The organism is Pseudomonas sp. (genome assembly GCF_028293835.1).
Classification (GTDB): Bacteria; Pseudomonadota; Gammaproteobacteria; order Pseudomonadales; family Pseudomonadaceae; genus Aquipseudomonas.
Window position 1 is genome coordinate 12,912 of sequence record NZ_JAQGNX010000112.1, and the last position, 23,477, is coordinate 36,388.

Below are 23,477 nucleotides of genomic sequence, written 5' to 3' on the forward strand. Positions count from 1 at the left end.
CGTTCTAAGTCGAGCCGATGACCCGATTATTGCGCTACGCCTTGCTTGGCCTGCTGTCGATTGGCCTGTTGTGCTTTCTCATCTACAGTTTGACCTGGCACCCCGCTGCCCGAGAGCCTGCGCCGACACTGTGCAAAAGCAGCGCCCCGGTGTTAGTGCCCGGTCAAGCGTTGAAGGTCATGACCTGGAACATCCAATCCCTGGCCGGCAAGCGTTATGTGTTCTGGTACGACATGCCAGACGGCAGTGGTCCGGACGAGCGGCCTACGCCTGAAGACATTGCCTACAACCTTGATGAAGTCGTCCGAGTGATTCGCGACGAGCAGCCAGACGTCGTCCTGTTACAGGAAGTGAACGACGGCGCCAAGAACACTGATTACGACAATCAGTTGGGGTTGTTGCAAGAACGGGTCGCTGACTTATACCCGTGCAGCTCGCAAGCGTTCGACTGGAAGGCTGATTTCGTTCCGGACAGGCACATCCTCGGCAGCGTCGGGATGAAACTGGCGACGTTGAGTCGCTACGAAATCGAACACGCTGAACGCATCCAACTGCCGCGACCTTCCGGCACGTTCGTCCATCGCCAGTTCCAGCCGAAACGCGCGCTGTTGGTGAGCTTTTTACCCTTACGCGACGGCGGGCAGATTGCGGTAATCAACACGCACCTGGACGCTCCCCGGGCCAACGATGACACCCTGCGGCGTCAAGTGCAGGCGACCAGTAAATGGCTGGATACCCTTGAAAGCCGCGGCACGCCATGGTTGATCGGCGGAGATTTCAATCTGCTGCCACTGGGCCAATACCAACGGCTGGCCCCGGAACTGCGGGACGAATACGCCCAAGACAGCGAGCTGCATGAGCTGTGGGACAAATACCCGATGATCCCCAGCAACGCCGAATCGGGCGGTGTTGACCGTCGGACGTGGCTGACACACTTCCCCAACGACCCACGGGTGGATGGGCCGGACCGGACGGTGGATTATTTCTTCTACAGCCCACGGATCAAACGCATTGAAGCGCAAGTGCGGGAAGAAGATACGTTGCTGATTTCCAACCATCTGCCGGTGATTGCGCGGTTTTTATTGCCGGTCTTGCCGTGAAAATTCCGGACTTGGGCCAACCCATTTTTAACTGTTCGCAGCCAATCGCCAACAAGTTGGCTCCTACAGATTTGTGCTGCATCACTTACGGGGTTTGATCCGTGCGGTCGGCTCCGCCACCAACGGGTCGTCGGGCCAATAATGTTTCGGGTACCTGCCTTTCAGGTCTTTCTTCACCTCGGTGTAGGTCGTGCTCCAGAAGCTTGCCAGATCCTGGGTAACCTGTACCGGTCTTCTCGCGGGCGATAGTAGGTGCAGCTTGAGCACCTGGCGTCCATTAGCAATCCGAGGCGTATCTGACAACCCAAAGAGCTCCTGCAACCGTACAGCGAGGACAGGCGGATACTCGCTGTAGTCGATCCGGATATTGGAGCCGGACGGCACTTGGAACGTCTGCGGTGCCGCCGCATCCAGCTGCTTAGGTAATGGCCATGACAGTAAAGTATTCAACGCAGCAGACAGATCCACCCGAGCGAAATGGCTCAATCGTGTAACGCCTGAGAGATAGGGCAAGAGCCACTCTCCGAGACCAAGCAGCAACGCCGCGTCACTGACATCCGGCCAGTCGCTGGCTCCTTGGCCCGCCAGATCAAGATCCCGAAGCAGCCCTACCCTAGCCTGCCATTGCCGCAGCTCTGGAGTCCAGGCGAGGAGCTCAAGCCCCTTTCGGCGCACATAGTTCAACAACGCCGAGCTGCGGGCATCGTCAGAGAGGTTGGCCAGAGGGGCTGATGAGATTACTAACTCACCAACACGACGCTGCCGCTCCGCACGTAGAACTCCCTCGCGCTCATCCCAATCCAGCTCATCAACCTGGCGAACCTGATTTGCCAAGACATCTTCAAAGAGACCTGGATCGAGATCAGCTGCCAGGTAGATTCGTTCCTCGCGCTGCCCCTGACGGCTTCCAAGATCAGCGACCACCAGCCAGGCGTGCTTCATGAGTGCGTCCGCTTCTGTGAACATCGCTGCTCGCCCATTACTCAGGCGATACTGAGCCCCGCCTGGATGTCGTTGCTGAGCAAGACGATCGGGGTAGGCTAGCGCGAGCAGACAACCGATCCATCGCGGATGGTCAGGATTACTCACCGGAGAGAGCGGACGGCCTGACAAGTATGAGCGGTATTGCCTGGCCAACTGCTTCGCTCTTTGAGCGTTCTTGTGCACGCGATCCCCCGAGAGCATCGCCAGCCGGCTATGCACATCGGCACCTGCCCCACGTTGGATGTCTCGCTCCCCTAATAACGCTGCAAGGTCTGAGGCTTGGTCTGACAAGCCCAGTTCATGCCCGCGAATCAACAGATGGGCAATACGGGGATGGGCTGGTAGCTGGGCCATAGCCTGCCCATGCTTCGTCAGTTGCCCGGTCAAATCCAGCGCACCCAATCGTCCCAATAGGTCGTGGGCTTGTGCGTATGCAGCGTTCGGTGGCACATCCAGCCAATCGAGCTGGTTTGGCGCGACACCCCATCGCGCCAGTTGCAAGGCAAGCGGCGATAGATCGGCTTGTTGAATCTCAGGGGTGCTGAAACTGGAAAGTTGCTCGTGCTGTGACTCTGACCACAATCGGTAGCAAACTCCTGGCTCAAGCCGCCCGGCACGCCCTGCCCGCTGGATTGCACTGGCCTTGGAGATCCGCTCAGTAGCCAGTCGGGTCATAGAGCTCCTGGGGTCAAAACGCGGCACTCTTTCCAGCCCCGAGTCGATGACTATCCGCACGCCCTCGATGGTGATGCTGGTCTCAGCCAGATTCGTGGCTAGCACGACTTTCCGTTTGCCTGCTTGGGCTGGCTCGATGGCTGTGCGCTGCTCGTTTAAAGAGAGCTCGCCAAACAACGGGCAGAGCAGGATCTGTGAGGATTGCTCGACAGGTTGCTTGCTGAGCCACTCTTCCAGCTCCCGATGGACACGCCTGATTTCGGCTTGACCGGGAAGAAACACAAGCACGCTTCCCTCGTGTTCCTCAAGCATTTCAGTGCAAGCGCGGACTACGCGAGGCTCGATAAACTCCCCTGGCTGTGTCGGTGCTCCCCAGACCACCTCGACCGGGTACATCCGGCCTTCGCTGCTCACGATCGGAGCATTGTTGAGCATGGAAGACAGTCGATCTCCGTCCAGAGTGGCGGACATCACTAGCACCTTCAACGGCAGCTCATCACGAAATAGCTCGCGACCGTTCAAGGCAAGTGCGAGGGCAAGATCCGCGTCCAGATTTCGAAGGTGAAATTCGTCAAAAATAATCAGGCCCACACCATCCAACGAAGGATCGTCCTGAAGCCTGCGAGCGAGTATGCCCTCGGTGACAACCTCGATCCGAGTTTTCGGGCCTACCCGACTTTCGAGTCGAATTCGGTAACCGACCGTGTCACCAACCGCCTCGCCCAGCTCTTTGGCCATGCGCTCGGCTGCGGCACGTGCAGCCAGTCGACGGGGCTCAAGCATGACTATCGTCTGGCCAGCCAGCCAATCTTCATCCAGTAGCGCAAGAGGAACACGGGTGGTTTTCCCCGCACCAGGCGGCGCTTGGAGCACGACCTCATTGCGATCTTGAAGGGCTTTGATAAGAGCCGGCAAAGCGGCATCGATCGGCAATGAGTTCATGTTTTCTCCGGCGTGAAGCGCGGAATTATACAGAGTATGCCTGATTCGACTGAGCACTCGCCTGCAACGCTTCTGAACTGCCTAGGCCACGCCACTGGGCGCATATGCTTCGGTGCCTTCACCTCTTCGATGACCTGTGCCGGGCTGCGCTATCAGCCACATTAAAGACTTCTTAGGGATTCTCCGAACAAGTCCCCAAATGTGATGAAATACGCCTGATCACCTGATCCGAGCCGCCCATGAGCCAGATGAGCTTTTCCGATTTCGAATATGCAGGCAAGCGCAAGCAGACACGCCGCGAACGCTTCCTCGCCGACATGGATCAGGTCGTGCCCTGGACAGGTCTGCTGGGCCTGATCGAGCCGTTCTACCCCAAGGCCGGCGGCGGCAGAAAACCTTATCCGCTGGAAACCATGCTGCGCATTCATCTGCTGCAGAACTGGTTCTCCCTGAGTGACCCGGCCATGGAAGAAGCGCTCTACGAAATCACGCCCATGCGCCAGTTCGCGCGCCTGACCCTGAGCGCCCCGATCCCTGAAGACACCACGATCATGAACTTCCGGCACCTGCTGGAAAAGCATCAACTGGCCCCTGCGATCCTCGCGGTCATCAATGGTTATTTGCAGGAAAAAGGCCTGTCCCTGCGCCAGGGCACCATCGTCGATGCCACCATCATTCATGCCCCCAGCTCGACCAAGAACGAGCAAGGGAAGCGTGATCCCGAGATGCATCAGACGAAGAAAGGTAACCAATACTTCTTCGGAATGAAGGCGCATATCGGCGCCGATGCCGAGTCGGGGCTGGTTCATCATGTTCATGGCACTGCCGCCAATGTGGCCGATGTCACGCAGGTGGCCGAGCTGTTGCACGGCGAAGAAAACGCGGTTTATGCAGACGCTGGATATACCGGCGTCGAGAAACGTGAAGAGCATGAAAATCGTGACGTCATCTGGCAAATAGCAGCGCGCCGTAGCACGTATTCCAAGCTGAATAAAAGCAGTGTGCTTTACAAAGCCAAGCGCAAGATCGAGTACTGCAAAGCTCAGACACGGGCCAAGGTCGAGCATCCATTTCGGGTGATCAAACGCCAGTTTGGTTACGTGAAAGTGCGCTTTCGTGGGCTGATGAAAAACACGGCTCAGTTGACCACGCTGTTCGCCCTGTCGAACCTGTGGATGGCTCGAAAACAGTTGATGGGTATGGGCGAGTTGCGCGCTTAACGCGGAGAACCGGGCGAAAACGCCCTCAACACACGATATGTCCGGCCGCTTTTGGCAAATAGCGATGAATGTCGGGAAAATTTCCACTCGCCGCGACCGTGCGGCAAGTTGATCGGAGCATCCTTAGAGGTTTGGCAGGGGGAACTGCAAAATCGGCGTTTTGCTTGAGATCGTCAGACTATGCCGAGCCCTAGAAATCGCCACATAAAAGGACTTCGCCGCAGCAGTCTTCTGCTTCACGTAATGCTCTGCGTCCGGTATCAAGACGTGATCGAATTCCAAGCCTTTGAGGAGCAACGGAGTCGAGATCGTTCTCGCTACAGTGGCCCGACCGGTCATGCTCAGTCGCTGCCTAACAGCTTCCGACGCAGCGACCAAGCTTTGATGTCGGCCAGGGGACTCAACACAGGGTTGGATGTGGCTAAGTCACCAGCCCACCACTCGCCGCACATGCGCAAAGCATCGACACCCAGCATCACGTCTTTGGGCTCAATTGATAGAGCCGCAGGATCTTTGAGAGACAAATCCAGCCATGGTGAGAACAATATGATGCGCGAGGCCCTCGGCAGACCTATGGCCCTCGCAGTTATAGCCATTGCCAATGCAAACCCGCCGCCAGCAGAATCTCCCATAAGAATCAAGCGATCCGCCGAATTGGCCGTACACAGAGCAGCGTATACCCCTTGTACAAAGGAATGAGCTGGCCGGTGATCATGCTCCGGCGCTACTGGATAGAACGGTACCGTGACTGTCGCGCCAGTCGATTCAACAAGCTTCGTATGATCGCCCAGTGCGCCGATACAAGCTCATTAACGTAGGCGCCGCCGTATAAGTGCAGGATTTTCCAAGCGCTTGGCTGATTGCGAGTATTGAGTAAGTGCACCGCATCGAGTGGAAACGAAGATCGAGGCCCGTTAAGTTGGTAAAAGCCGGGCACGTCCGCCTAGGTTAACCATGGAAAACGGAGCACAGATGTAATGACGCCAGTAAGGGTATCGACCCTCGCATCACCACACCCGAAATGCAGACTGCATATCGCTACATGAATCGCCTGGGCGCACTGGGAGGCCAGATCTTGGGGCTCCTGTGGGCTCTGGCCACCGTCAAGGTCAGCCTGTGGGTAGCAGTGACGGCAGGCCTCGCCAGCTTCACTTACATCCTGTACATCGGCCATGATTTCCGTCGGCAATACTCGGCGATCGCCGAGGCATTCACTGGGCTTAACTGGATGCGTCTCGTGTTGAGCGCCTGGCCAATGCTGGTAGTCATCACCATCGTATCGGGGTTACTGTCGAAGGGTGTCAGCTGGCAGCAGATTGGCGATTATAAGGAGCACGTGCTTGCCCTGGCCGCTTTTCCACTGTTCAACTGGCTCAAGCAGTGGTGGAAAGGTCAGTAATTGCAGTGCGGGATGCCCTGGACTGACATGATGTAAACCGCCCAAGACATACTCGCAGCACCGGCATAGCTGCGCAGGAGGAAGGTCGAACATGGGTCGTTCGACCTTCCCGATTGACCCGCTTCATCCCAGCGCCCAGCTGAGCCCCCCATTCTAGAGTTTTACCTCTGTACGCTTTCGCCGTTTAATACACCTTGTGGCGGCTGGTAGACGTCCATCTTGATTCGATAATCCGCACTCCCGCGACTGCAGGGGCTAGAGATTGACCCTGATCCCAGCATTCCAAGCAGCCGTAGCCAAATATCAGGGTCTCGGAGCTAGCTCTTCCAGGTTGAAGGTATCGTGAGGAAAGTACAGCCTGAATTTTTCCAGACAGTTGCCCAGGAGTCTGGTCGCGTCTTCGTAATCTCCGCTGTAGCGCCCTGACTTAGGGTTGATAAGCCAGCCGCCATCCACCTTCCGCAGCTCGCCCGCTATGCGGGCTGGTCTGAACTTGGTGATGCAAGGATGGCCACACGGTTTCAATTCACTGCCGATCAGCAAAGAGATTTCTTCACCAATGAGCAGCGCCCCATCGTGGGCAATTGCCCAGATCAGGTAGGCGACCTTTTCCTGGGCGAACCGATCATGAAGCTCCATAAGTCGCCTGCGCTGGGGATCACGCAACACCTGCCGAGTAGGGTTCGTGGAAATCTGGCCGTCCAGGAACTCTTGTTCCTTCAGCTTGATCGGCGCTCGAAGTGGGCCATAGGTTTCGTCGAGATAATCTTCCAGCGTCTCTTCACGATCACGCAACCGCGACAGGAATGACTGATAGAAGTGAACGGGCGCTGCGCGCTCGGCAATGTATGAGCCGTGTACGGCGAATATCTCCAGAAGCGGCGTGCTCAGGACAATGTTATCGACGTAGATGGCCGAAACGGCGTTACCCTGCGGGATATCGCTTGCGTCGATGAAGACGCGAAACGCTTTTACCTTACCGTAGAAGAACTGCACTTCCCACTGCAGGCGGGCGAAGCTGGAAGTCAGGAACTTGATTTTGGCTCGCTTCCAGACATCCAAAGCCTCCGCGCCAACCACAATAGACTCACCCGTGGAAGGATCGACATACTCGGCTGGGGCAGCGTGCTTTCTGATTTCCTGCCGAATTTCGGAGATCGAACGCAATTTCACCGAGTAGGTGAGCTCCTCAACTGCCTGGCTCTCTGCCTGACCCTGCACTGGAGTCTCTGGTTCAGTCGACGAACTGGACAAAAGACCGGCCAAGTCTGCGAACGCTGTTGAAATTTTCTGGCCGGTGTAGTGGGCGTAGAAAAAAGGCAGCCTGGCCTTGGTGTCGGTAGGCATCGCAAGAAATTCTGGAACGATCAGCTCGTGAGGTTCCATCCATTGATCGGTGCCTTCGATCATCCGCTGCAGCCCGAGCGCCCAGTCATCGGCACTCGCATCGGGATCATACCGGTTGAGCTTGACCAGCTTCGCACGCGCATAAGGCCCTAGACGGTCATCGTGCACGTAAACGACGCTGTCGCTGTCCACTTTGTAGCCCAGGATACATACCGCATGCCCGGCATCGTAGTCTTCCAGCGTCCCCTCATAGGTGACCTTGGAGACGGAGCCCATCACGAGCAAAGGCAGATGGCTGTCGATGTGCCCCGTGACGGTGGCCAGGAAATCTTCCTCCGACAGCTTTTGCTTTTTCAGATCCTCGGAGTGATGGCGAAGGCCTTCGACATCAAGGCAGCGCAAGATCTGCTTGTTGGTCAATTCCTTGTTGGGGAAGCTGTTGGAAGAGCCGTCAATGTGGTTGATCGCATTGAGTGTGATCTCGCTGCAGGAATGGATCGCTTTGACGTCCCGCCATTTCAGCGAGTGCAGCGATGACCAGATCGCCGTCGACGCACAGGCCGATACCACCTTGTCCTGTTCCTGGAAAGCGATAGACCACACACTCAGTTTGATGCCAAACAGATCCACCGCGTATTCACGGGACAACCGGCATTTACGTTTACCGACCTGCCCAGTCTGGCCAATCTCGATACCAGGTTCCTGAACCTGCGGCTCAGACTCAACCGCCGTGTTGTCCGCGTCCGCGTCGGCCATCGGAGCGACAACCGGCGGCGCATCTACATCCGACATGACCTTCAAGCAGGTCTTGCCAATGAACGTCTTGGGCAACGGCTTGATTACCATGAAACCCAGGTAGCTATCATTGAGTTCAAGGGTCAGCTCTTCTGAACCTTCCCTAGCCTCAAGGATGGTGTCGATAAGCATGTGATCCACTGACCTGGTGAAGAAATGCATCCGCGCGCACTGGTGCCCAGCGTTCCCGAATCGCTTCACATAGTAGTGAGAGAAGTCTTCCAGATAATCCTTGTCGACGTAGTTGCGCTCAAGCAGCACAGAGACGGCGCCCATGTCCTTCAGGTAGTTAAAGATGTAGTCGACCTGGGGCTTTTGAAGGATGTCAGGGAAATCTGAGCCGAAGCATTGCGTCACCAGATTGCTCAGGGTCTGCTTCTCGAAGCTGGAAATCAGGAAAGGATTCATTGGCATAAAAAAAGCAGCCATCAGGCTGCTTTTCCTTACAAATAGGGTGAGTTAAAGGCTGCAGGTCTTCGCGAGCAGCGCGTGGCCGACTGCCTTGTTGGCAACCTGCTTCTCAATCTTGCGGTCGTAGTCACGCTGACGCTGGCGAGCTTGCTCAAGCCGGTCGTTACTGTCGCGGTTAAGGTCGCGAACGCGTGAAAGGTCAATCAGTGCCCGTAAGCTCATGGATTCTCTCGCTGAAAATGCACGTTGATTCAAATTAGCATGCGCAAACACAAGCGCACAACCGTCGAACCGTAGCCAAATGCATACGCATTGGCGCAAAAGCGCGCGCAAGCTTCAAAAACGAAGGTCGGGCATTCTATAGCCGAAGCTTGCGCCCCGAAAGCTATTTTGCAGCAAACCTTACGAACGGTGCGTCAAACCAATAGCGAAATCGAAGCTTATGTCGCATGCATCCGTTCGACTGCGACACTGCGTTGATGTTCCGTTTCCGCCTGCGTGAGCGCATGTGTGACCAGCGTCACCTGCAGGCGAACCTATCTATAGCTTTATCGGCCCGACTAACCTTGAACTTGAAGCCTGCAAATCCTTGGAATCTGGCTCGATGCTGAACAGCAAAGGCAAAGCCGTCGGTGAGCAATCCCGCCATCGGCGAGTGGACTCCCCTCAAAGCTTCGACCTTAAGCACCGTTTGCAATCAACTTCAAAATGGACGCAGCTTCTACCTGCTACCTCACTGAAGACTGCAGCCAGCGAGGGCCATGGTGCCTCGCCCGCTATCGGCAGCGAGATGCGAACAACACGATCAAAATCGTGGCCCCCGCCATGGCTTGGCGCCAGGTTTCTTCTTGGCAGGCGCCTTGGCCACGCGAAACAACGCCTTCTGATCCACTTCCCAGAAGTCAGCGGACTCATTGATGTAGCGGCTCGCCTTCTCCATCAATCTCGTTTTCTCCTCCTTACGATCCACGTATCAGTAGCAAGACTTGATTGCACAGCGCATCGATCACCGACATTCGGTTCAATGTGGCAAACCTGCTGCCAGAACTGGACAAAATCGAGCTCAGAGAAATCTACAAAAAGCACTTCGCCGAAGAGAAGAGCGCCTCGGTTACCAGCACTTCCAGAAGCAGCTCAAACATCGCGCGGGAATCCAGTGCCAGTGACTTCGTCCGCCTGATCTGGAGCTATATCCTGTCGCTATACGAAACTTCGGCAAACTTTACGGTGAAAGGCAACCACCCGGGCTTCATCTTGATGGATGAGCCCGGACAGCACTCTATGGCGACGAAGAGTCAGCTCGCGTTGCTTCAGAAACTGTCGGCCCAGACGAATCTTCAGAGCATCGTCGCAGCATCGTTTGACGACAGCGAGGCGGCGTACAAAGAAGCCACCCAAAATGTTCGCTTCAACCTCATTCGTCTTGGCGAAAAAGCTATTGTGCCAAACGGGGATACGTTACTGCTGGGCGAACTCGTTTGAAGCTGTGCGCATCCCTCTCATGGAATGCTCGCCTTCGCTGCTTTGTTGAGAGTTTGAGCGAGCGTTCTCGGCTTCTCAAACCCCTTATGCTTGATCACGAACACAGCAGCCCCGCCTTTCGGCAAGCCTTGGGCAAATACGCTTTGATTGGAGGTCTGCCAAGGTGGGCTGCCTGAACTCTACAGATGGATGACAAGCCGAATCCAAGCTTGACCCGGCTCACGCCCTTTCTGGAGAGAGCGGATCATCTATTGGATTTAAAGGCCTTTCACAAGCGTGCGTACTCAACCCACGAAATCCTGATGTCAGCAAGTTCGTCTCTCGGCTAGCTGGAGATATACGGGGTTGCCCCTCCTAAACATGCTATGGAAACGTTTAAACCTGCAGAATCTAGATGCTTGTCAACTCACTGTCGCCAGGGCTGACTCAGCTGGAGCTCATTGACATCCAAAACCCTCAACGTAATTAAGCTGGCCAACGATCACAAGCTATCTCCACTATGACTTCAGTAAGCGGCTTTATGGAGATGAGGTGTAAATTTCATCTGAGCTGATGATCTCGTCTTCCATACCATGTGGCCATACTTGGACATGACGCCTGCATCACTCTGGTGAGCTGGTGAGCTGGTGAGCTGGTGAGGAGCATCATCCTAAATTAGTAGATGCATCATCCAGAAGGGAGAGCCTACCCGACGCATAGGGACGAATTGATCAGACACACGTCGTGGGTGTCAGGTGCTTCAAGGGTGTGGGGCGCTGTAGAGCCGAACCCTGCAAGGGGCAACATCAAGAAGGCCGGCAGTGCTCACTACAGCAGGAGGTCATCGATTACGCTGTGCCAGATAGACTGGTCTCCCTCCATTCCCCATTAGATGCACGGCTAAGACTCTTCCAGGCAAAGGCGGAAGCAGGAGCAGGAGCAGGAGCAGGAGCAGGAGCAGGAGCATCAAAGCCTTCTGGGCTTTGACTTCAAAGCCAAGGCAAAGACAAAGGCGTTGGCTGAGCTTAAGCAGCTTGACAAGAAATATGTGGTTTCAGGGATTGTGGGAAAACATGGAACTCATCAAAAATCAGCAGGCCCACCCCTTCCAGCGCCGGATCGTCCTGCAAGCGCCGGGTAAGAATGCCTTCGGTGACGACTTCGATCCGCGTAGTCGGACCGACTTTGCTTTCGAGGCGAATCCGATAACCCACGGTTTCGCCGACCTTCTCACCCAACTCACTCGCCAGCCGCTCAGCCGCCGCCCGCGCGGCTAAGCGACGGGGTTCAAGCATCAGAATGGTTTGCCCGGCGAGCCACGGCTCGTGCAACAGAGCCAACGGCACACGGGTGGTTTTACCGGCACCGGGCGGCGCTTCAAGCACCGCTTCATGGCGCGCAGCCAAGGCTTCGCGCAGGGCAGGAAGGACAGCATCGATGGGCAGGGAAATCATGGCGGCTCCGGGGCAGGCCGGGGAGTATAACGGCGCAAAGCCGAAAGGTTGCTCAGTCGCAGCAATAGTTTTCACACAGCCTGAGAGGCGTTCGGCAATAGGCGCCCGCTAAACCCGTCGCCATCAACCCCCCATCAAAACATCACCCACAGCCCAACCACACAATCGCACGAAGCCCCACGCCAATAGTCTTAGCTAGGAAGCATTTGCCTTGTATAGTTGCCCCTTCTTTCAGGAGATCCACATGCGTATACCCTCCCGTTTCATCGGCGGCGTTCTGGTCGCCGCACTGCTGACTCAAATGACCGCTTGCGGCAGTATTTTCTTCCCGGACCGGCGCGGTCAGATTGACGGCAAGGTCGATCCTTTGATTATCGGTCTCGATGCCATCGGCTTGTTGTTTTACATCGTCCCAGGCCTGATCGCGTTTGCCGTCGATTTCACCACCGGTGCGATTTACCTGCCGGCGGGTAAGACTGCTCAGGTCAATCCAGAAAAATTGCGGCCTGCGGTCAAGGCCGACGGCAGCATCGATAACAGCAAATTGCAGACCATCCTCGAAAACGAATTGGGTCGCAGCTTGCCGCTTAACGACCCACGTCTGATCCAGCACCGAGGCAGTGCGCAACAGTTGGCGATGTTCGGCCTGCAACCGTCCGCCTGATCCAGGGAACCGTTATGAACACCAGCCCCGAACATGAACGCTTGTTGCGTTTGGCGACCCGTGCGTCGCTCGTCGTCGCGAGCATTTTGATCGTCGCCAAAGGCATTGCCTGGTGGCTCAGCGGCTCGGTCAGCCTGCTGGCGGGGCTGACCGACTCGGCACTGGACGGCGTCGCGTCGTTTCTCAATTTGCTGGCGGTGCATTACGCGTTGCAGCCTGCCGATGACGACCATCGTTACGGACACGGCAAGGCTGAGGCGCTGTCTGGCATCGCCCAGTCGTTGTTCATTGGCGCGAGTGCGATGTTGATCGCTTATCAGGCGATTGACCGTATTTTGCATCCGACGCCTTTGGGCGCCCCGGGCCTGGGCATTGCGGTGATGGTGTTATCGATTGCGCTGACCGTGGCGTTGTTGGTGCTGCAACACAAAGTTATCCGCGAAACCGGCTCGACGGCCATTCGTGCGGACTCGTTGCACTATCGTTCAGACTTATTGCTCAACGCCAGTATTTTGGTGGCCTTGATCCTGGCTTTGTTTGGCTGGCAGCAACTGGATGCGTACTTTGGTCTGGCGATTGCCGTTTACATCTTGTGGAGTTCGATCCAGATCGCCCGTGAGACCGTGTCGGTGCTGATGGATGAAGAGTTGCCTGCGGACATCAGCCTGAACATGCTGGAATTGGCGCGCGGTGTACCCGGCGTTCTCGGGGCCCACGATTTGCGCACGCGGATATCCGGCAACCACTGGTTCATTCAGTTGCATCTGGAATTACCGGGACATTTGACGCTGACGGTAGCCCACGCACTGTGTGATCGCGTGGCCGACGCTATAGAAGACGAATACCCGAAAGCCGAAGTGCTGGTGCACGCCGACCCTCGAGAAGTGGTCATGAAAACAGCCGGCGTTTGACGGCTGCTTTTATGGATTCAGGAAGGTGCTCAGCGGTTAGTTGACGCTGTAGCCACGCTGAACCAGACAACCACCCATTGCGCGCCGATAGATGTCGACGACTTGGGGAGAAGGCGCATACGTCACGGACTGTGGGTCGAATCCGCTCTGATTGACGCCATACATATGGCAGTCATACATGTCCTGTTGTTGCTGTTCCTGGCTCTGGCCGTTGGCAGGATAAGCCGTTGGGTCATAGCTGTAAGCCGACGCGTCCTGCTGGGGCTGGGGCTGGGGCTCAGGGCTGTAGATCGGCTCGGCACCTTGGGGTGGCTCGGCGACCACATAGTCTTGGGTGTCCTGCTGATACAGGTAGTAAGTTCCTGCCGCAACAAAGAACAACGTACTGCCCATCCAGACTTCTTGCGAATAAGACGGTAACTCGTGAACGCGGATTCCCCGTGGCGGCTGCACGATTACATAACGTGGGCCTTGTGGCCGATACCAATAGCCACCCGAGTAAAAATAATCCTGGCCATGCCAGCCGACCCGCGAACGGCTGCCGGGGATGCTGTTGATCACATAACCTGGACGATATTGCGGACCTGGGCCCCAACCATTTCCGTGCCCGTCCGGGCGGCCGTTCCAATGATCGTTGCCGGGGCGACCGTCACCACCACCTGGCCGAGGCGGTTGACCGCCACCTTGCCAGTGCTGGTTGTTGTTACTTTGCCGATTATCCTGGTAGTTACCCTGGCGCGGCTGTGATTGTCGCACTTCGTCAGGACGCCCCTGAATGGGCAGGCGCGCAGCGGCGTCTTGATGTTGCTGCTGTTGCTGGCGCTCTTGTTGCTGACGTTGTTGATCCTGCTGCTGATGCTGTTGCTGCTGCACCTGTTGCTGACGTTGCTGATCTTGCTGCTGGCGCTGTTGCTGCTGCACCTGCTGCTGACGTTGTTGATCCTGCTGTTGGCGCTGTTGCTGCTGCACCTGTTGCTGACGTTGTTGATCTTGCTGCTGATGCTGCTGCACCTGCTGCTGACGTTGTTGATCCTGCTGCTGGCGCTGTTGCTGCTGCACCTGCTGCTGACGTTGCTGATCCTGCTGCTGATGCTGTTGCTGCTGCACCTGCTGATGTTGTTGCTGTTCTTGCTGCTGATGTTGCTGTTGCTGTTGCTGCTGGCCACCTTGAGGACGTCCAGGCGGGTGTTCGTGATTTTCGCCCGGCCCATCACCCTGGCCTTCAGCCAACACCTGAGCGCTGATACTCAAACATAGCAAACTAACACCGGCCAAACGCCAGATGCACGATTTCATGCTTTCCTCACTGTGGTGCAAATGCCCATTGATAAGACTGCCTAGTGGATGCGCCATGGGGCAGCACTCTAACAGTCCATTCGACAGCGTGCGGGCGCTTTTAGCAGAACGGCACGCACAATAAAAAGGGAGCCTGCTGGCTCCCCTTTGGAAATTCGTCCGTACTCAACGCTTTTGGCGCTGGCTCACCTCACGCCGTCTTCTGGACAGTGTGTAGCCCGGTGGCCTAATCAACCCTGTTTGGGCTGACGGCCGCAGCTGACCTGATTCGGAGAGCCGCGCTGGACGCATGTCCGGGCAGTGATTTTGTTAAGCAGTGATTCTGTTGATAAGAATAGGCCTGAGACACCGGCAGTCGATTGCGAATATTGCTTATAAAAACATCACTTGCGCAATTTTTAGCTTCGTATCCATAATCCAGCGCAATAGATATTGGAAAGGTGAGAACTGTGAGCAAACTCGACAGATATGACCTGAGCATTTTGGCCGAATTGCAGCGCGACGCCCGAATCTCCAATCAGGAGCTGGCCGAGCGCATTGGCTTGTCCCCCTCACCGTGTTCTCGACGGGTCAAGCAGCTTGAAGACGACGGATACATTTCTCGTCAAGTGGCTCTGCTCGACCGTAAAAAACTTGGACTGAGCCTGACAGCCTACGTGCTAATCGGAATGGACCGACACACGCCAGACCGCTTCGAGCACTTTGAACAGCAGATTCGCACGCTGCCGCAAGTGTTGGAATGCAGCCTGGTCACCGGAATGGATGCCGACTACCAGTTGAAAGTCGTCGTACCCGACATGGATCACTATCAGAAACTGCTGCTGGGCCATTTGACCCGCATTGAAGGCGTTACCAGTGTGCGGTCCAGTTTTGTGCTGAACCAGGTACTGGCCAGCACCGAACTACCGTTGACGCACCTGCGACCTTAAGCGCACTACGCGGCGCCTGGGACGCTGCGTATAATCTTCGGGCATCGCCGACCGGCTGGAGACAATGATGAACATAGACCCCGCAGTGTTTGAAGAGTGGATGATGACGATCCTGGTCACCATTCTCGTCGGATTCATGGGCTTCATCGTTTGGGACTTGGCGAAGAAGTCCAAGGCCGGCAAATTTGGCACCATCATCCTGTTCTGCGTACTGGGGCTGGGGATTCTCGCCTTTGTGATCAAAAGCGTCGTGATTGCGTTTCTCGAGGCCTGAAAGCATAGCGACAGCGCGGCGTCTGGACGACGGGCGACCTTCTACTCAGGATTGGGGATGAGATCACAACTTGGCCGGCACTTCCCGCCACTGCCCCGGTTCCAGCCCTTCAATCGTCCAGTCGCCAATCCGCACCCGTACCAAGCGCAATGTCGGTAGCCCGACGGCAGCAGTCATGCGGCGCACTTGTCGGTTGCGGCCTTCCTTGATAATCAGTTCCAGCCAACGGGTGGGCAAATGTTGCCGGAAACGTACCGGCGGAGTGCGCGGCCACAGTTCTGGCTCGTCCAACTGACGCACCTGGGCCGGCAATGTCGGACCATCGTTCAGCTCGACGCCCTCCCGCAGGCGCTGCAACTGCTCCTCGGATGGCTCGCCGTCGACCTGCACCCAATAGGTTTTAGCCAATTTATGCCTTGGGTCGGCAATCCGCGCCTGTAATTGACCGTCGTTGGTCAGCAGCAATAAACCTTCGCTGTCCCGGTCCAGTCGCCCAGCCGGATAGATGCCCGGAATATCGATGAAATTTTTCAGGGTTGGCCGCCCTTCTGCGTCGCTGAATTGCGTCAACACATCGAACGGTTTGTTAAACAGAATCAGCTTGGGTTCGGCAGGCGGAGCTTTGGCAACCCGTCGCTTTTCATTGCTCGGTGAGCCAATGGCAGGACGGCGCGGCGCGGGACGTTGGGTGCGGGGCATGACGGTCAGTATTCGAGAACAGAAAGGACCACTTTAGTGGCCCTTGGCGTAAATACCTACCCGAACCGCTTAATTAACGGAACGGCGGCTCGTCGAAGCTGCGCAATTTGCGTGAGTGCAGCGAGTTGAGTTGCGTGCGCAACAGGTCGACAGCGGCGATGCCGATTTTCAAATGCTGGCTGACCGCGCGTTCATAAAAAGCGTTGGCCGAACCCGGCAATTTGATTTCGCTGTGCAACGGTTTGTCCGACACGCAGAGCAACGTGCCATACGGCACCCGCAGGCGGTAACCCTGGGCTGCGATGGTGCCGCTTTCCATGTCCACCGCGACCGCGCGCGACAGATTGATAAGCGGACGCTCTTGCGCCCAGCGCAGCTCCCAGTTGCGGTCGTCGTACGTCAGGACGGTACCGGTGCGCAGGCGCTTCTTCAGGTCATCACCACGTTCACCGGTGATTTGCGCAGCCGCTTCTTGTAGCGCAAGTTGGACTTCGGCCAACGCTGGAATCGGAATGTTTGGCGGCACAACCCGGTCGAGAATCCCGTCGCGGCGCATGTAGGCGTGCGCCAATACGTAGTCGCCGATGGTCTGCGATTGGCGCAGGCCGCCGCAGTGGCCAATCATCAACCAGCAGTGCGGACGCAGCACCGCCAAGTGGTCGGTAATGTTTTTCGCATTGGAGGGCCCGACGCCGATATTTACCAACGTCACGCCGTGACCATCAGATGCAATCAAGTGGTAGGCCGGCATTTGATAGCGATGCCACACCACACCCGCAACCACGCTTTGCGCCTCGTCATGGCTCATGTTTTTGTCGACAACCACGTTGCCCGGCAAAACCATACGCACAAAACGCGGATCGTCGCGCAATTGGTCGAGACCATGAGCGATAAATTGATCGACGTAGCGGTGGTAGTTGGTCAGCAAGATCCACGGCTGAACGTGACGCCAGTCGCTGCCGGTGTAATGCACCAGGCGGCGCAGGGAGAAATCCACCCGCGCAGCGTCGAACAGTGCCAATGGCAACGGGTCGGTATTGGCCCAATCGTAGAGGCCATCGGCAATTCCATCAGTGGCAGCCGACAAGTCGGTGCTCGGGAACACACGGGCCAGCGCCGCAGCGGTTACGCCGGAACCGGCCAGTTCATCGCCCTGCTCGACGACGTATGGGTAAGGAATGTTTTGCTCGCTGACACCCACCGTTACTGTCACGGTAAAGTCGTTCATCAAGGGCACCAGTTGCTCAAGCAAATAGGCGCGGAAGGAAGACGGATGGGTGACGGTGACGCTGTAAGTGCCGGGTAACTGGACCTTGGCGTAGGCGCGAGTGGTCAACGGCACTTCGCCCTGGCAAAGATAAACCAGGCGCAATTCAGGATAACGGAACAGTTCACGCTCAGCCGCGCTAGGTTCGACGCGGTCTTTGAGGTAACGCTTAAGCGCTTGGCTCAACGCGGTGGTGGCACGTTCGTGCAGCACGGCCAGACGGTCTACAGCTTGCTCGGCAGTTTCAACGACAATAAAAGCTTCGGTCACGTTACACATCCTGTCTGATCTTGCAGACCTGTATCTTGCCTGCATCTCAGCGTGGGGGCCAAGGTTTCCGCATCGTGCGGCAATCGCAGCATTCGCCAGTTCCTACAGAAATTTTCGGCAGGACCAGTCCCTACAGGTTTTGTGTTTGCTGCGCGACAGCGCGGCGTCGAAGACGTGGTGGACCCTTCTACAGGCCATTGGCGTCACCCCACATGCGGCGACGAGCGGGCGACCAGTGCGGCGACGTCTACTCCGCGCGGCAACGCGCCGTACACTGCACCGGTCGAGCCTAGTCGGCTGCTGATAAAACCGTCACTGACGCTGGCGTTACCCGCTTCGAGCAGCAGTTTTGCCTGCAAGGCGATGGCGATGTCTTCAGTTAATTGCCGGGCACGGTATTGAATGTCGCTGGTGTCGTTGAACGCTCGTTTAAGCTGCTCGATGTGTCCGGCCAAGCGCTTGTCACCGTGACCGTCGCCCAATTCGTCGAATAACGCGTCCAGCACGCCAGGCTCTTTCGACAGCGCACGCAGCACATCCAGGCACTGCACATTGCCAGAACCTTCCCAAGTCGAGTTGACCGGTGCCTCGCGGTACAGACGCGGCAAGATGCTGTCTTCGACATAGCCGGCGCCGCCCATGCATTCCGCGGCTTCGTTGATCATCGCCGGGGCGCGTTTGCAGATCCAATACTTGCCCACCGCCGTTACCAGGCGGGCAAAGCGACCCTCCTGGGAATCTTGCAGATGGTCCAGGGCACGACCCATACGCAGGGTCAGGGCCAACGCCGCTTCGCTTTCCAGGGCTAAATCGGCCAATACGTTTTGCATCAGCGGTTGCTCACTGAGCACTCGGCCGCCGACGCTGCGATGGGCGCAGTGGTGTGCCGCCTGGGTCAGGGCCTGGCGCATCAAGGCGCTGGAGCCGACCATGCAATCGAAACGGGTCATGGCGACCATTTCAATAATGGTCGGCACGCCACGGCCTTCTTCGCCGATCATCCACGCTAACGCGCCGCGAAACTCGACCTCGCTGGACGCATTGGACCAATTACCCAGTTTGTTTTTCAGCCGCTGAATGTAGAACTCATTGCGCGTGTCGTCCGGCCGATGGCGTGGCAGCAAAAAGCAGGTCAACCCCTTCTCGGTTTGGGCGAGGGTCAGAAAGCCATCGCACATGGGCGCCGAGCAAAACCATTTATGTCCGACCAGTTCATACGCCTGGCCAGGTCCAGGGCTGCCTACTGGATTATCGCGAGTGGTATTGGCGCGCACGTCGGTGCCGCACTGTTTCTCGGTCATCGCCATGCCAATGGTCGCGCCCCCTTTATGATTGATTCCTACATTGCGGGGGTCGTATTGCGTGGCGAGAATTTTCGGTAACCAGATATCCGCCAGATCCGGCTGGATTTTCATTGCCGGCACGCTGGCAAAAGTCATGGTCAGTGGGCACCCGCTGCCAGCTTCGGCCTGGCTATGCAGGTAACTCATGGCCGCCCGGGCAACATGGGCGCCAGGCTGCGGGTCAGTCCATGGCAAGGACGGAATGCCGTGTTCAACGGCGGTGCGCATCAGTTCGTGATACGCCGGATGAAACTCCACCAGATCAATCCGACGCCCGTAGCGGTCATGGCTGACAAATACCGGCTTGTTTTCATTGGCCAGGAAACCGGCCGCCATTAACGGCCCGCCGGCCAACGCGCCGTACGCATCGATTCGCGACTGCGCCCAGCCAGCGCCGTACCGCTGCGACCACTCTTGCAACGGCAGGTCGACGCGATAAAGGTTTACACCATCCAGCGACGGCGGTTGATTGGTGACTTCGTGGGTCTCGGCGAACTGATGCAGGTTCATGAGGGCGCTCCTGTCCAGGCGGTGTCTGCTCAAGCGTGCCGGAAAGGCACGTCCTATACAACCAAGTGAATCACGTGCAACCAGGCTGTACAAAGCGCCATATCGGACTTAAACGCTGGCATTTCCACCTGAAAACCATCGCAGAAATGGCTCCTACAGATGATTGGGAATCGCCGTCGACCGACACTGCTGCTCAACCTCAGAGCGGCCCAACTCCACCTTAAGGGTAAAGGAACTGCCCTGACCCAGTTCTGACTGATGGCTTAGTGTTCCGCCCAACAACGTGATCAATTGCCGACAAATCGCCAGCCCAATACCCAAACCGCCATGTTCGCGGGTCATGGAGCTGTCGACCTGGACAAACGTTTGGTACAAGGTCGCCTCATCCAAACGACTGAAACCGATACCGCTATCGACTACCTCGATAATGATGAGCTGCTGTTGCGGGCCGTCGGACTCACCGGAGATCCGCAAGTTGACGCTGCCAGACTTGGTGAACTTGATCGCGTTATCCAGCAGGCAACCCACGCATTGCTGCAACTTGCTGAGATCGCCCACCAATTGGTCGCAAAGTTGCTCGTCCAGTTCGATGGCAAAAGTCAGGTGCTTGGCCTGAGCAATGTAGACATATTGCCTGCGCAGATCCGCTACCAACCGACGCAGGCTGAACGGCTCATTGACCGCATGCAGTTTGCCGGCTTGCAACTCGGTCAGGGTCAAAATGCCATTGACCATGCCCATCATGTCTTGGGCAGACTTGGCGGCAGTTCGTTGGTACAACTCCAACTCGCTGTCCATCGGGGTCATTTGCATTAATTCCAACGAGCCAATCACGCCGTTCATGGGCGTACGCAACTCATGGGTCAGCGTCGCCAAAAATTCATCCTTCAATCGGTTACTGGTCGCCAATTGTTGGTTTACCCGCTCCAGGGTCTGCCCGGCGTCCAGCAGAATCTGCGCCTGCTGTTCGCGCATCATATTGATGCGGTCGGCCAGCGCCAGCGACAGCAGCGCCACCTCCAACACCGAACCTATCTGACTCGAGTACATGGTCAGGAAGTTATTGGGCAAATAGCCCAAGAGCATGAATGCGTTGATCAAGCCGCCAGTAAGGAACACTGACCACGCGACGATGTAATAGCGCGCAACGCGTAATTTCCGCACTTTGGCAGTGATACCGGTAGCAACGATAACTAAGGTAAACACTAATACCAGAGCCGTCGCCAACCGAAGGGCGATGCCATAATCCATGGTTACCGACAACACCATGACCACGGCAGCACAGGCCATCATCGACACCAACGAGCGATCGAGCCAGCGGCTGAGTGTCGGCGTTTTCAGGAAGTGCCGTGAGAATTGGCTGGCGAAGAACACCGCCGATCCCACCAGAAACGGCGTGGAGGCGTTCGCCCACCACGGGTTATCAGGCCAGAAAAACTCAATGCCCGCGCCGTTTACTGAAATCTGATACAGCCCGAACGAGGCGATATAGAGGATGTAATACAGGTAACTGGTGTCGCGCACACTGATGTAAATGAACAGGTTATAAACCAACATTCCCAGCAACATGCCGTAGATCAACCCCAGCACATAGATGCGCGCGGGTTGTGCTTCGATGTACGCATGACTGTCCCAGAGTGCGAGTGGCGCCTGGATAGAACCGTGACCGGCAACCCGCAGGTACAGCGTCGTGGGCTGATCGGGGGGCAGGTTCAAGTCGAAAAGGTAGTTGTTCTGCCTGATCTGCCGGCTAGAGAACGGCAACATATCCCCAGTCTTCCAGGTCAATCGGAAGTGGCCGGCTTCGTCCGCGGTGTACAGATCAACGTGATCCATGGGCGGATAGCCCATTTCCAGCAGCCAATCGCGCTGCGCATCCGGCCGCTTGGGGCGAAACTGCAGGTCGATTTTCAACCAGTAGGCCGACCGCGAATAACCGGCGTTGAGCGCATCGGCATCCTGGTCGCGAAAGCGCGCCTGCAGGGTGGGGTCGCTGATCTGATCGATCGTTGCGTCACCGGTCGCATCTTCGAACACTTGCACCGCTCGCCCTAGCGGCAGAGTGCGCGTAGTTTCATCGAACTCGATGGCACCGGCCATCAACGGCAACCAAGCGACCAGCATAATCAGTAAATAGCGCATACAGCCCCAGCGTGGCCCGTCTGACTGGTCGAAAAGCCTCTTTCCGTATGAGACGACGGCAGCCTGCAGATCCTGTAGTGAATGTAAAAACAAGTAAGAACGGTGCAATACCGACTTCATAGAGTGGGTATATTTTCATCAGCGCACGGGATCGCCCTGCAAGTAAAGCTGCATGACACAGACCGTCGGTCAGAATCCGTGAAGCATAGCGGCGAATAGCTATCTCGCACCACTCTTTTTAAAAAGTCCAAAAGGCTCTAAACCGGGCATTACAGAGAAATTGACGCATTACATAACGCGAACCAGCTGAGAGTGGCTAAATTGACGTTTGCGCAAACGAATGAAAAAAATCCTGCAGCGGCGAGCGGCCCTGTAAAAAGTTTGGTGGTAAGCTCGCGCACCATGACTATCTATAGCTCCCGCCCCGTTGTCCTCTGTCTCTCCGGCCACGACCCTAGTGGTGGCGCCGGCCTTCAGGCAGATATTGAAGCCCTTCTCGCTCAAGGCTGCCATGCCGCACCGGCAATCACCGCCCTGACCGTACAAGATACCGTTAACGTCACCGATTTCCGGGTGCTGGATCGTGAGTGGGTATTGGCCCAGGCCAATGCAGTGCTCAACGATTCCACCGTGGCAGCCGTGAAGCTGGGCATGCTCGGTTCACTGGAAATGGTCGACACCGTCGTCGAGCTGCTGCTGGAGCATCCGCATTTACCGCTGGTGTGCGACCCGGTGTTGCGTGCGGGCGGCGGTGGCCGGCTGGGCAAAGACGAAGTGGGTTACGCCATGCGTGAACGCTTGCTGCCACTGGCTATGATCGCGACGCCTAACCTGCCGGAAGCGCGCATTCTTGCCGAACTGCCTGAGGGCACTGCGGACGAATGCGCGGCAAAGCTTTTGCCGTTTTGCAAACACCTGCTGATTACCGGCGGTCACGGCGACGAAGTACTTATCCACAATCGTTTATACATTCGTGGTGGCGAGACACACACTTTTACCTGCCAACGTTTGCCCGGCAGTTATCACGGCTCCGGCTGCACGCTGGCCAGCGCGCTCGCAGGACGTTTGGCCCATGGAGAAAATCTGATCAGCGCGGTGCAATCGGCGCTCAACTACACTTGGCGTACGCTGCGTGACGCTGAACAATTAGGCAAAGGGCAGTTCGTTCCACGCCGCCTGCCATTGGATTTTTGCTCGTAACGCTACGCCCTGGGGCCAGACTGATGAAACTACAACCATGAAATTACGTGGCCTGTATGCCGTTACCGACAGCCAGTTACTGGCTGGCAAATTTTTGTCTTATGTCGAAGCCGCCCTTGATGGCGGCGTTACGCTGCTGCAATACCGGGACAAAAGCAGCGATGAAGCTCGCCGTCTGCGTGAA

21 protein-coding genes and 2 pseudogenes are annotated in these 23,477 nt (G+C 56.7%); 11 read left to right on the forward strand and 12 right to left on the reverse strand.

All coding sequences use genetic code 11. From position 1 onward, the window contains the following. Positions 1-17 precede the first annotated feature (17 nt). Entirely contained in the window at positions 18-1,100 is a 1,083-nt protein-coding gene (locus JWR17_RS16420) for an endonuclease/exonuclease/phosphatase family protein (RefSeq protein WP_299832990.1), read from the forward strand. An 81-nt stretch (positions 1,101-1,181) separates the two neighbouring features. On the opposite strand, the gene hrpB is transcribed toward JWR17_RS16420, so the two are convergent. Continuing rightward, positions 1,182-3,701 (reverse strand): ATP-dependent helicase HrpB, encoded by a 2,520-nt coding sequence (gene hrpB / locus JWR17_RS16425; protein WP_299832991.1) that lies wholly within the window; start codon positions 3,699-3,701, stop codon positions 1,182-1,184. Positions 3,702-3,940: 239 nt separating this feature from the next. Between hrpB and JWR17_RS16430 the strand changes: the two genes are divergently transcribed. Then, the gene (locus JWR17_RS16430; protein WP_299832992.1) at positions 3,941-4,921 is read left to right on the forward strand and encodes an IS5 family transposase; all 981 of its coding nucleotides are present in this window, start codon (positions 3,941-3,943) and stop codon (positions 4,919-4,921) included. 123 nt (positions 4,922-5,044) lie between these two features. Here the strand turns inward: JWR17_RS16430 and JWR17_RS16435 are convergent, their stop codons facing one another. Next, positions 5,045-5,260 (reverse strand): ATP-binding domain-containing protein, encoded by a 216-nt coding sequence (locus JWR17_RS16435; RefSeq protein ID WP_299832993.1) that lies wholly within the window; start codon positions 5,258-5,260, stop codon positions 5,045-5,047. A gap of 2 nt (positions 5,261-5,262) precedes the next feature. Beyond that, a complete protein-coding gene (locus JWR17_RS26370) occupies positions 5,263-5,721 on the reverse strand; it encodes an alpha/beta hydrolase (RefSeq protein WP_366944167.1) in 459 nt (152 codons plus the stop codon). 221 nt (positions 5,722-5,942) lie between these two features. Between JWR17_RS26370 and JWR17_RS16440 the strand changes: the two genes are divergently transcribed. After that, positions 5,943-6,320, forward strand: a complete 378-nt coding sequence (locus tag JWR17_RS16440; protein ID WP_299832994.1) for a hypothetical protein — start codon at positions 5,943-5,945, stop codon at positions 6,318-6,320. 303 nt (positions 6,321-6,623) lie between these two features. On the opposite strand, the gene JWR17_RS16445 is transcribed toward JWR17_RS16440, so the two are convergent. From JWR17_RS16445 to JWR17_RS16455, 3 genes are all read right to left on the reverse strand, one after another. Then, positions 6,624-8,891 carry a hypothetical protein gene (locus tag JWR17_RS16445; RefSeq protein ID WP_299832995.1) on the reverse strand — a complete coding sequence of 756 codons (2,268 nt, stop codon included), beginning with the start codon at positions 8,889-8,891 and terminating at the stop codon, positions 6,624-6,626. A 30-nt stretch (positions 8,892-8,921) separates the two neighbouring features. Continuing rightward, a complete protein-coding gene (locus JWR17_RS16450; RefSeq protein WP_299832996.1) occupies positions 8,922-9,095 on the reverse strand; it encodes a hypothetical protein in 174 nt (57 codons plus the stop codon). Positions 9,096-9,678: 583 nt separating this feature from the next. Continuing rightward, positions 9,679-9,813: a hypothetical protein gene (locus JWR17_RS16455; RefSeq protein WP_299832997.1), complete on the reverse strand. Its 135-nt coding sequence runs from the start codon at positions 9,811-9,813 to the stop codon at positions 9,679-9,681. A 50-nt stretch (positions 9,814-9,863) separates the two neighbouring features. Here JWR17_RS16455 and JWR17_RS16460 point away from each other — a divergent pair, with 50 nt between their 5' ends. Then, the gene (locus JWR17_RS16460) at positions 9,864-10,355 is read left to right on the forward strand and encodes a hypothetical protein (RefSeq protein WP_299832998.1); all 492 of its coding nucleotides are present in this window, start codon (positions 9,864-9,866) and stop codon (positions 10,353-10,355) included. 1,052 nt (positions 10,356-11,407) lie between these two features. Here JWR17_RS16460 and JWR17_RS16465 read toward each other — a convergent pair. After that, positions 11,408-11,788 (reverse strand): annotated as a pseudogene (locus JWR17_RS16465) (DEAD/DEAH box helicase); the annotation flags it as partial. Positions 11,789-12,032: 244 nt separating this feature from the next. On the opposite strand from JWR17_RS16465, the gene JWR17_RS16470 reads away from it, so the two are divergent. Next, positions 12,033-12,452, forward strand: a complete 420-nt coding sequence (locus JWR17_RS16470) for a polyribonucleotide nucleotidyltransferase (RefSeq protein ID WP_299832999.1) — start codon at positions 12,033-12,035, stop codon at positions 12,450-12,452. 14 nt (positions 12,453-12,466) lie between these two features. After that, the gene (locus JWR17_RS16475) at positions 12,467-13,363 is read left to right on the forward strand and encodes a cation diffusion facilitator family transporter (protein ID WP_299833000.1); all 897 of its coding nucleotides are present in this window, start codon (positions 12,467-12,469) and stop codon (positions 13,361-13,363) included. A gap of 36 nt (positions 13,364-13,399) precedes the next feature. Here JWR17_RS16475 and JWR17_RS26375 read toward each other — a convergent pair whose 3' ends face one another. After that, positions 13,400-14,119, reverse strand: a complete 720-nt coding sequence (locus JWR17_RS26375; protein ID WP_366944164.1) for a DUF6515 family protein — start codon at positions 14,117-14,119, stop codon at positions 13,400-13,402. A 45-nt stretch (positions 14,120-14,164) separates the two neighbouring features. Between JWR17_RS26375 and JWR17_RS26380 the strand changes: the two genes are divergently transcribed. From JWR17_RS26380 to JWR17_RS16490, 3 genes are all read left to right on the forward strand, one after another. Continuing rightward, the gene (locus tag JWR17_RS26380) at positions 14,165-14,620 is read left to right on the forward strand and encodes a hypothetical protein (protein WP_366944165.1); all 456 of its coding nucleotides are present in this window, start codon (positions 14,165-14,167) and stop codon (positions 14,618-14,620) included. A 488-nt stretch (positions 14,621-15,108) separates the two neighbouring features. Continuing rightward, positions 15,109-15,588: an Lrp/AsnC family transcriptional regulator gene (locus JWR17_RS16485; RefSeq protein WP_299833001.1), complete on the forward strand. Its 480-nt coding sequence runs from the start codon at positions 15,109-15,111 to the stop codon at positions 15,586-15,588. 73 nt (positions 15,589-15,661) lie between these two features. Continuing rightward, positions 15,662-15,862: a DUF2788 domain-containing protein gene (locus tag JWR17_RS16490; RefSeq protein WP_299833009.1), complete on the forward strand. Its 201-nt coding sequence runs from the start codon at positions 15,662-15,664 to the stop codon at positions 15,860-15,862. A gap of 63 nt (positions 15,863-15,925) precedes the next feature. Here the strand turns inward: JWR17_RS16490 and JWR17_RS16495 are convergent, their stop codons facing one another. From JWR17_RS16495 to JWR17_RS16510, 4 genes and pseudogenes are all read right to left on the reverse strand, one after another. Next, entirely contained in the window at positions 15,926-16,561 is a 636-nt protein-coding gene (locus tag JWR17_RS16495) for a pseudouridine synthase (protein WP_299833002.1), read from the reverse strand. Positions 16,562-16,634: 73 nt separating this feature from the next. Continuing rightward, positions 16,635-18,107, reverse strand: coding sequence for an AMP nucleosidase (gene amn, locus JWR17_RS16500; RefSeq protein ID WP_299833003.1), 1,473 nt, complete (start codon positions 18,105-18,107; stop codon positions 16,635-16,637). A gap of 194 nt (positions 18,108-18,301) precedes the next feature. Next, positions 18,302-19,951: an acyl-CoA dehydrogenase family protein gene (locus JWR17_RS16505; protein ID WP_299833004.1), complete on the reverse strand. Its 1,650-nt coding sequence runs from the start codon at positions 19,949-19,951 to the stop codon at positions 18,302-18,304. A 213-nt stretch (positions 19,952-20,164) separates the two neighbouring features. Next, positions 20,165-22,093: pseudogene (locus JWR17_RS16510) on the reverse strand (7TM diverse intracellular signaling domain-containing protein); the annotation flags it as partial. A gap of 402 nt (positions 22,094-22,495) precedes the next feature. Here JWR17_RS16510 and JWR17_RS16515 point away from each other — a divergent pair. Both JWR17_RS16515 and JWR17_RS16520 read left to right on the forward strand, forming a co-directional pair. After that, positions 22,496-23,293 (forward strand): bifunctional hydroxymethylpyrimidine kinase/phosphomethylpyrimidine kinase, encoded by a 798-nt coding sequence (locus tag JWR17_RS16515; RefSeq protein WP_299833005.1) that lies wholly within the window; start codon positions 22,496-22,498, stop codon positions 23,291-23,293. 37 nt (positions 23,294-23,330) lie between these two features. After that, positions 23,331-23,477: thiamine phosphate synthase (locus tag JWR17_RS16520; RefSeq protein WP_299833010.1), on the forward strand; the 147-nt coding region annotated here is incomplete at its 3' end.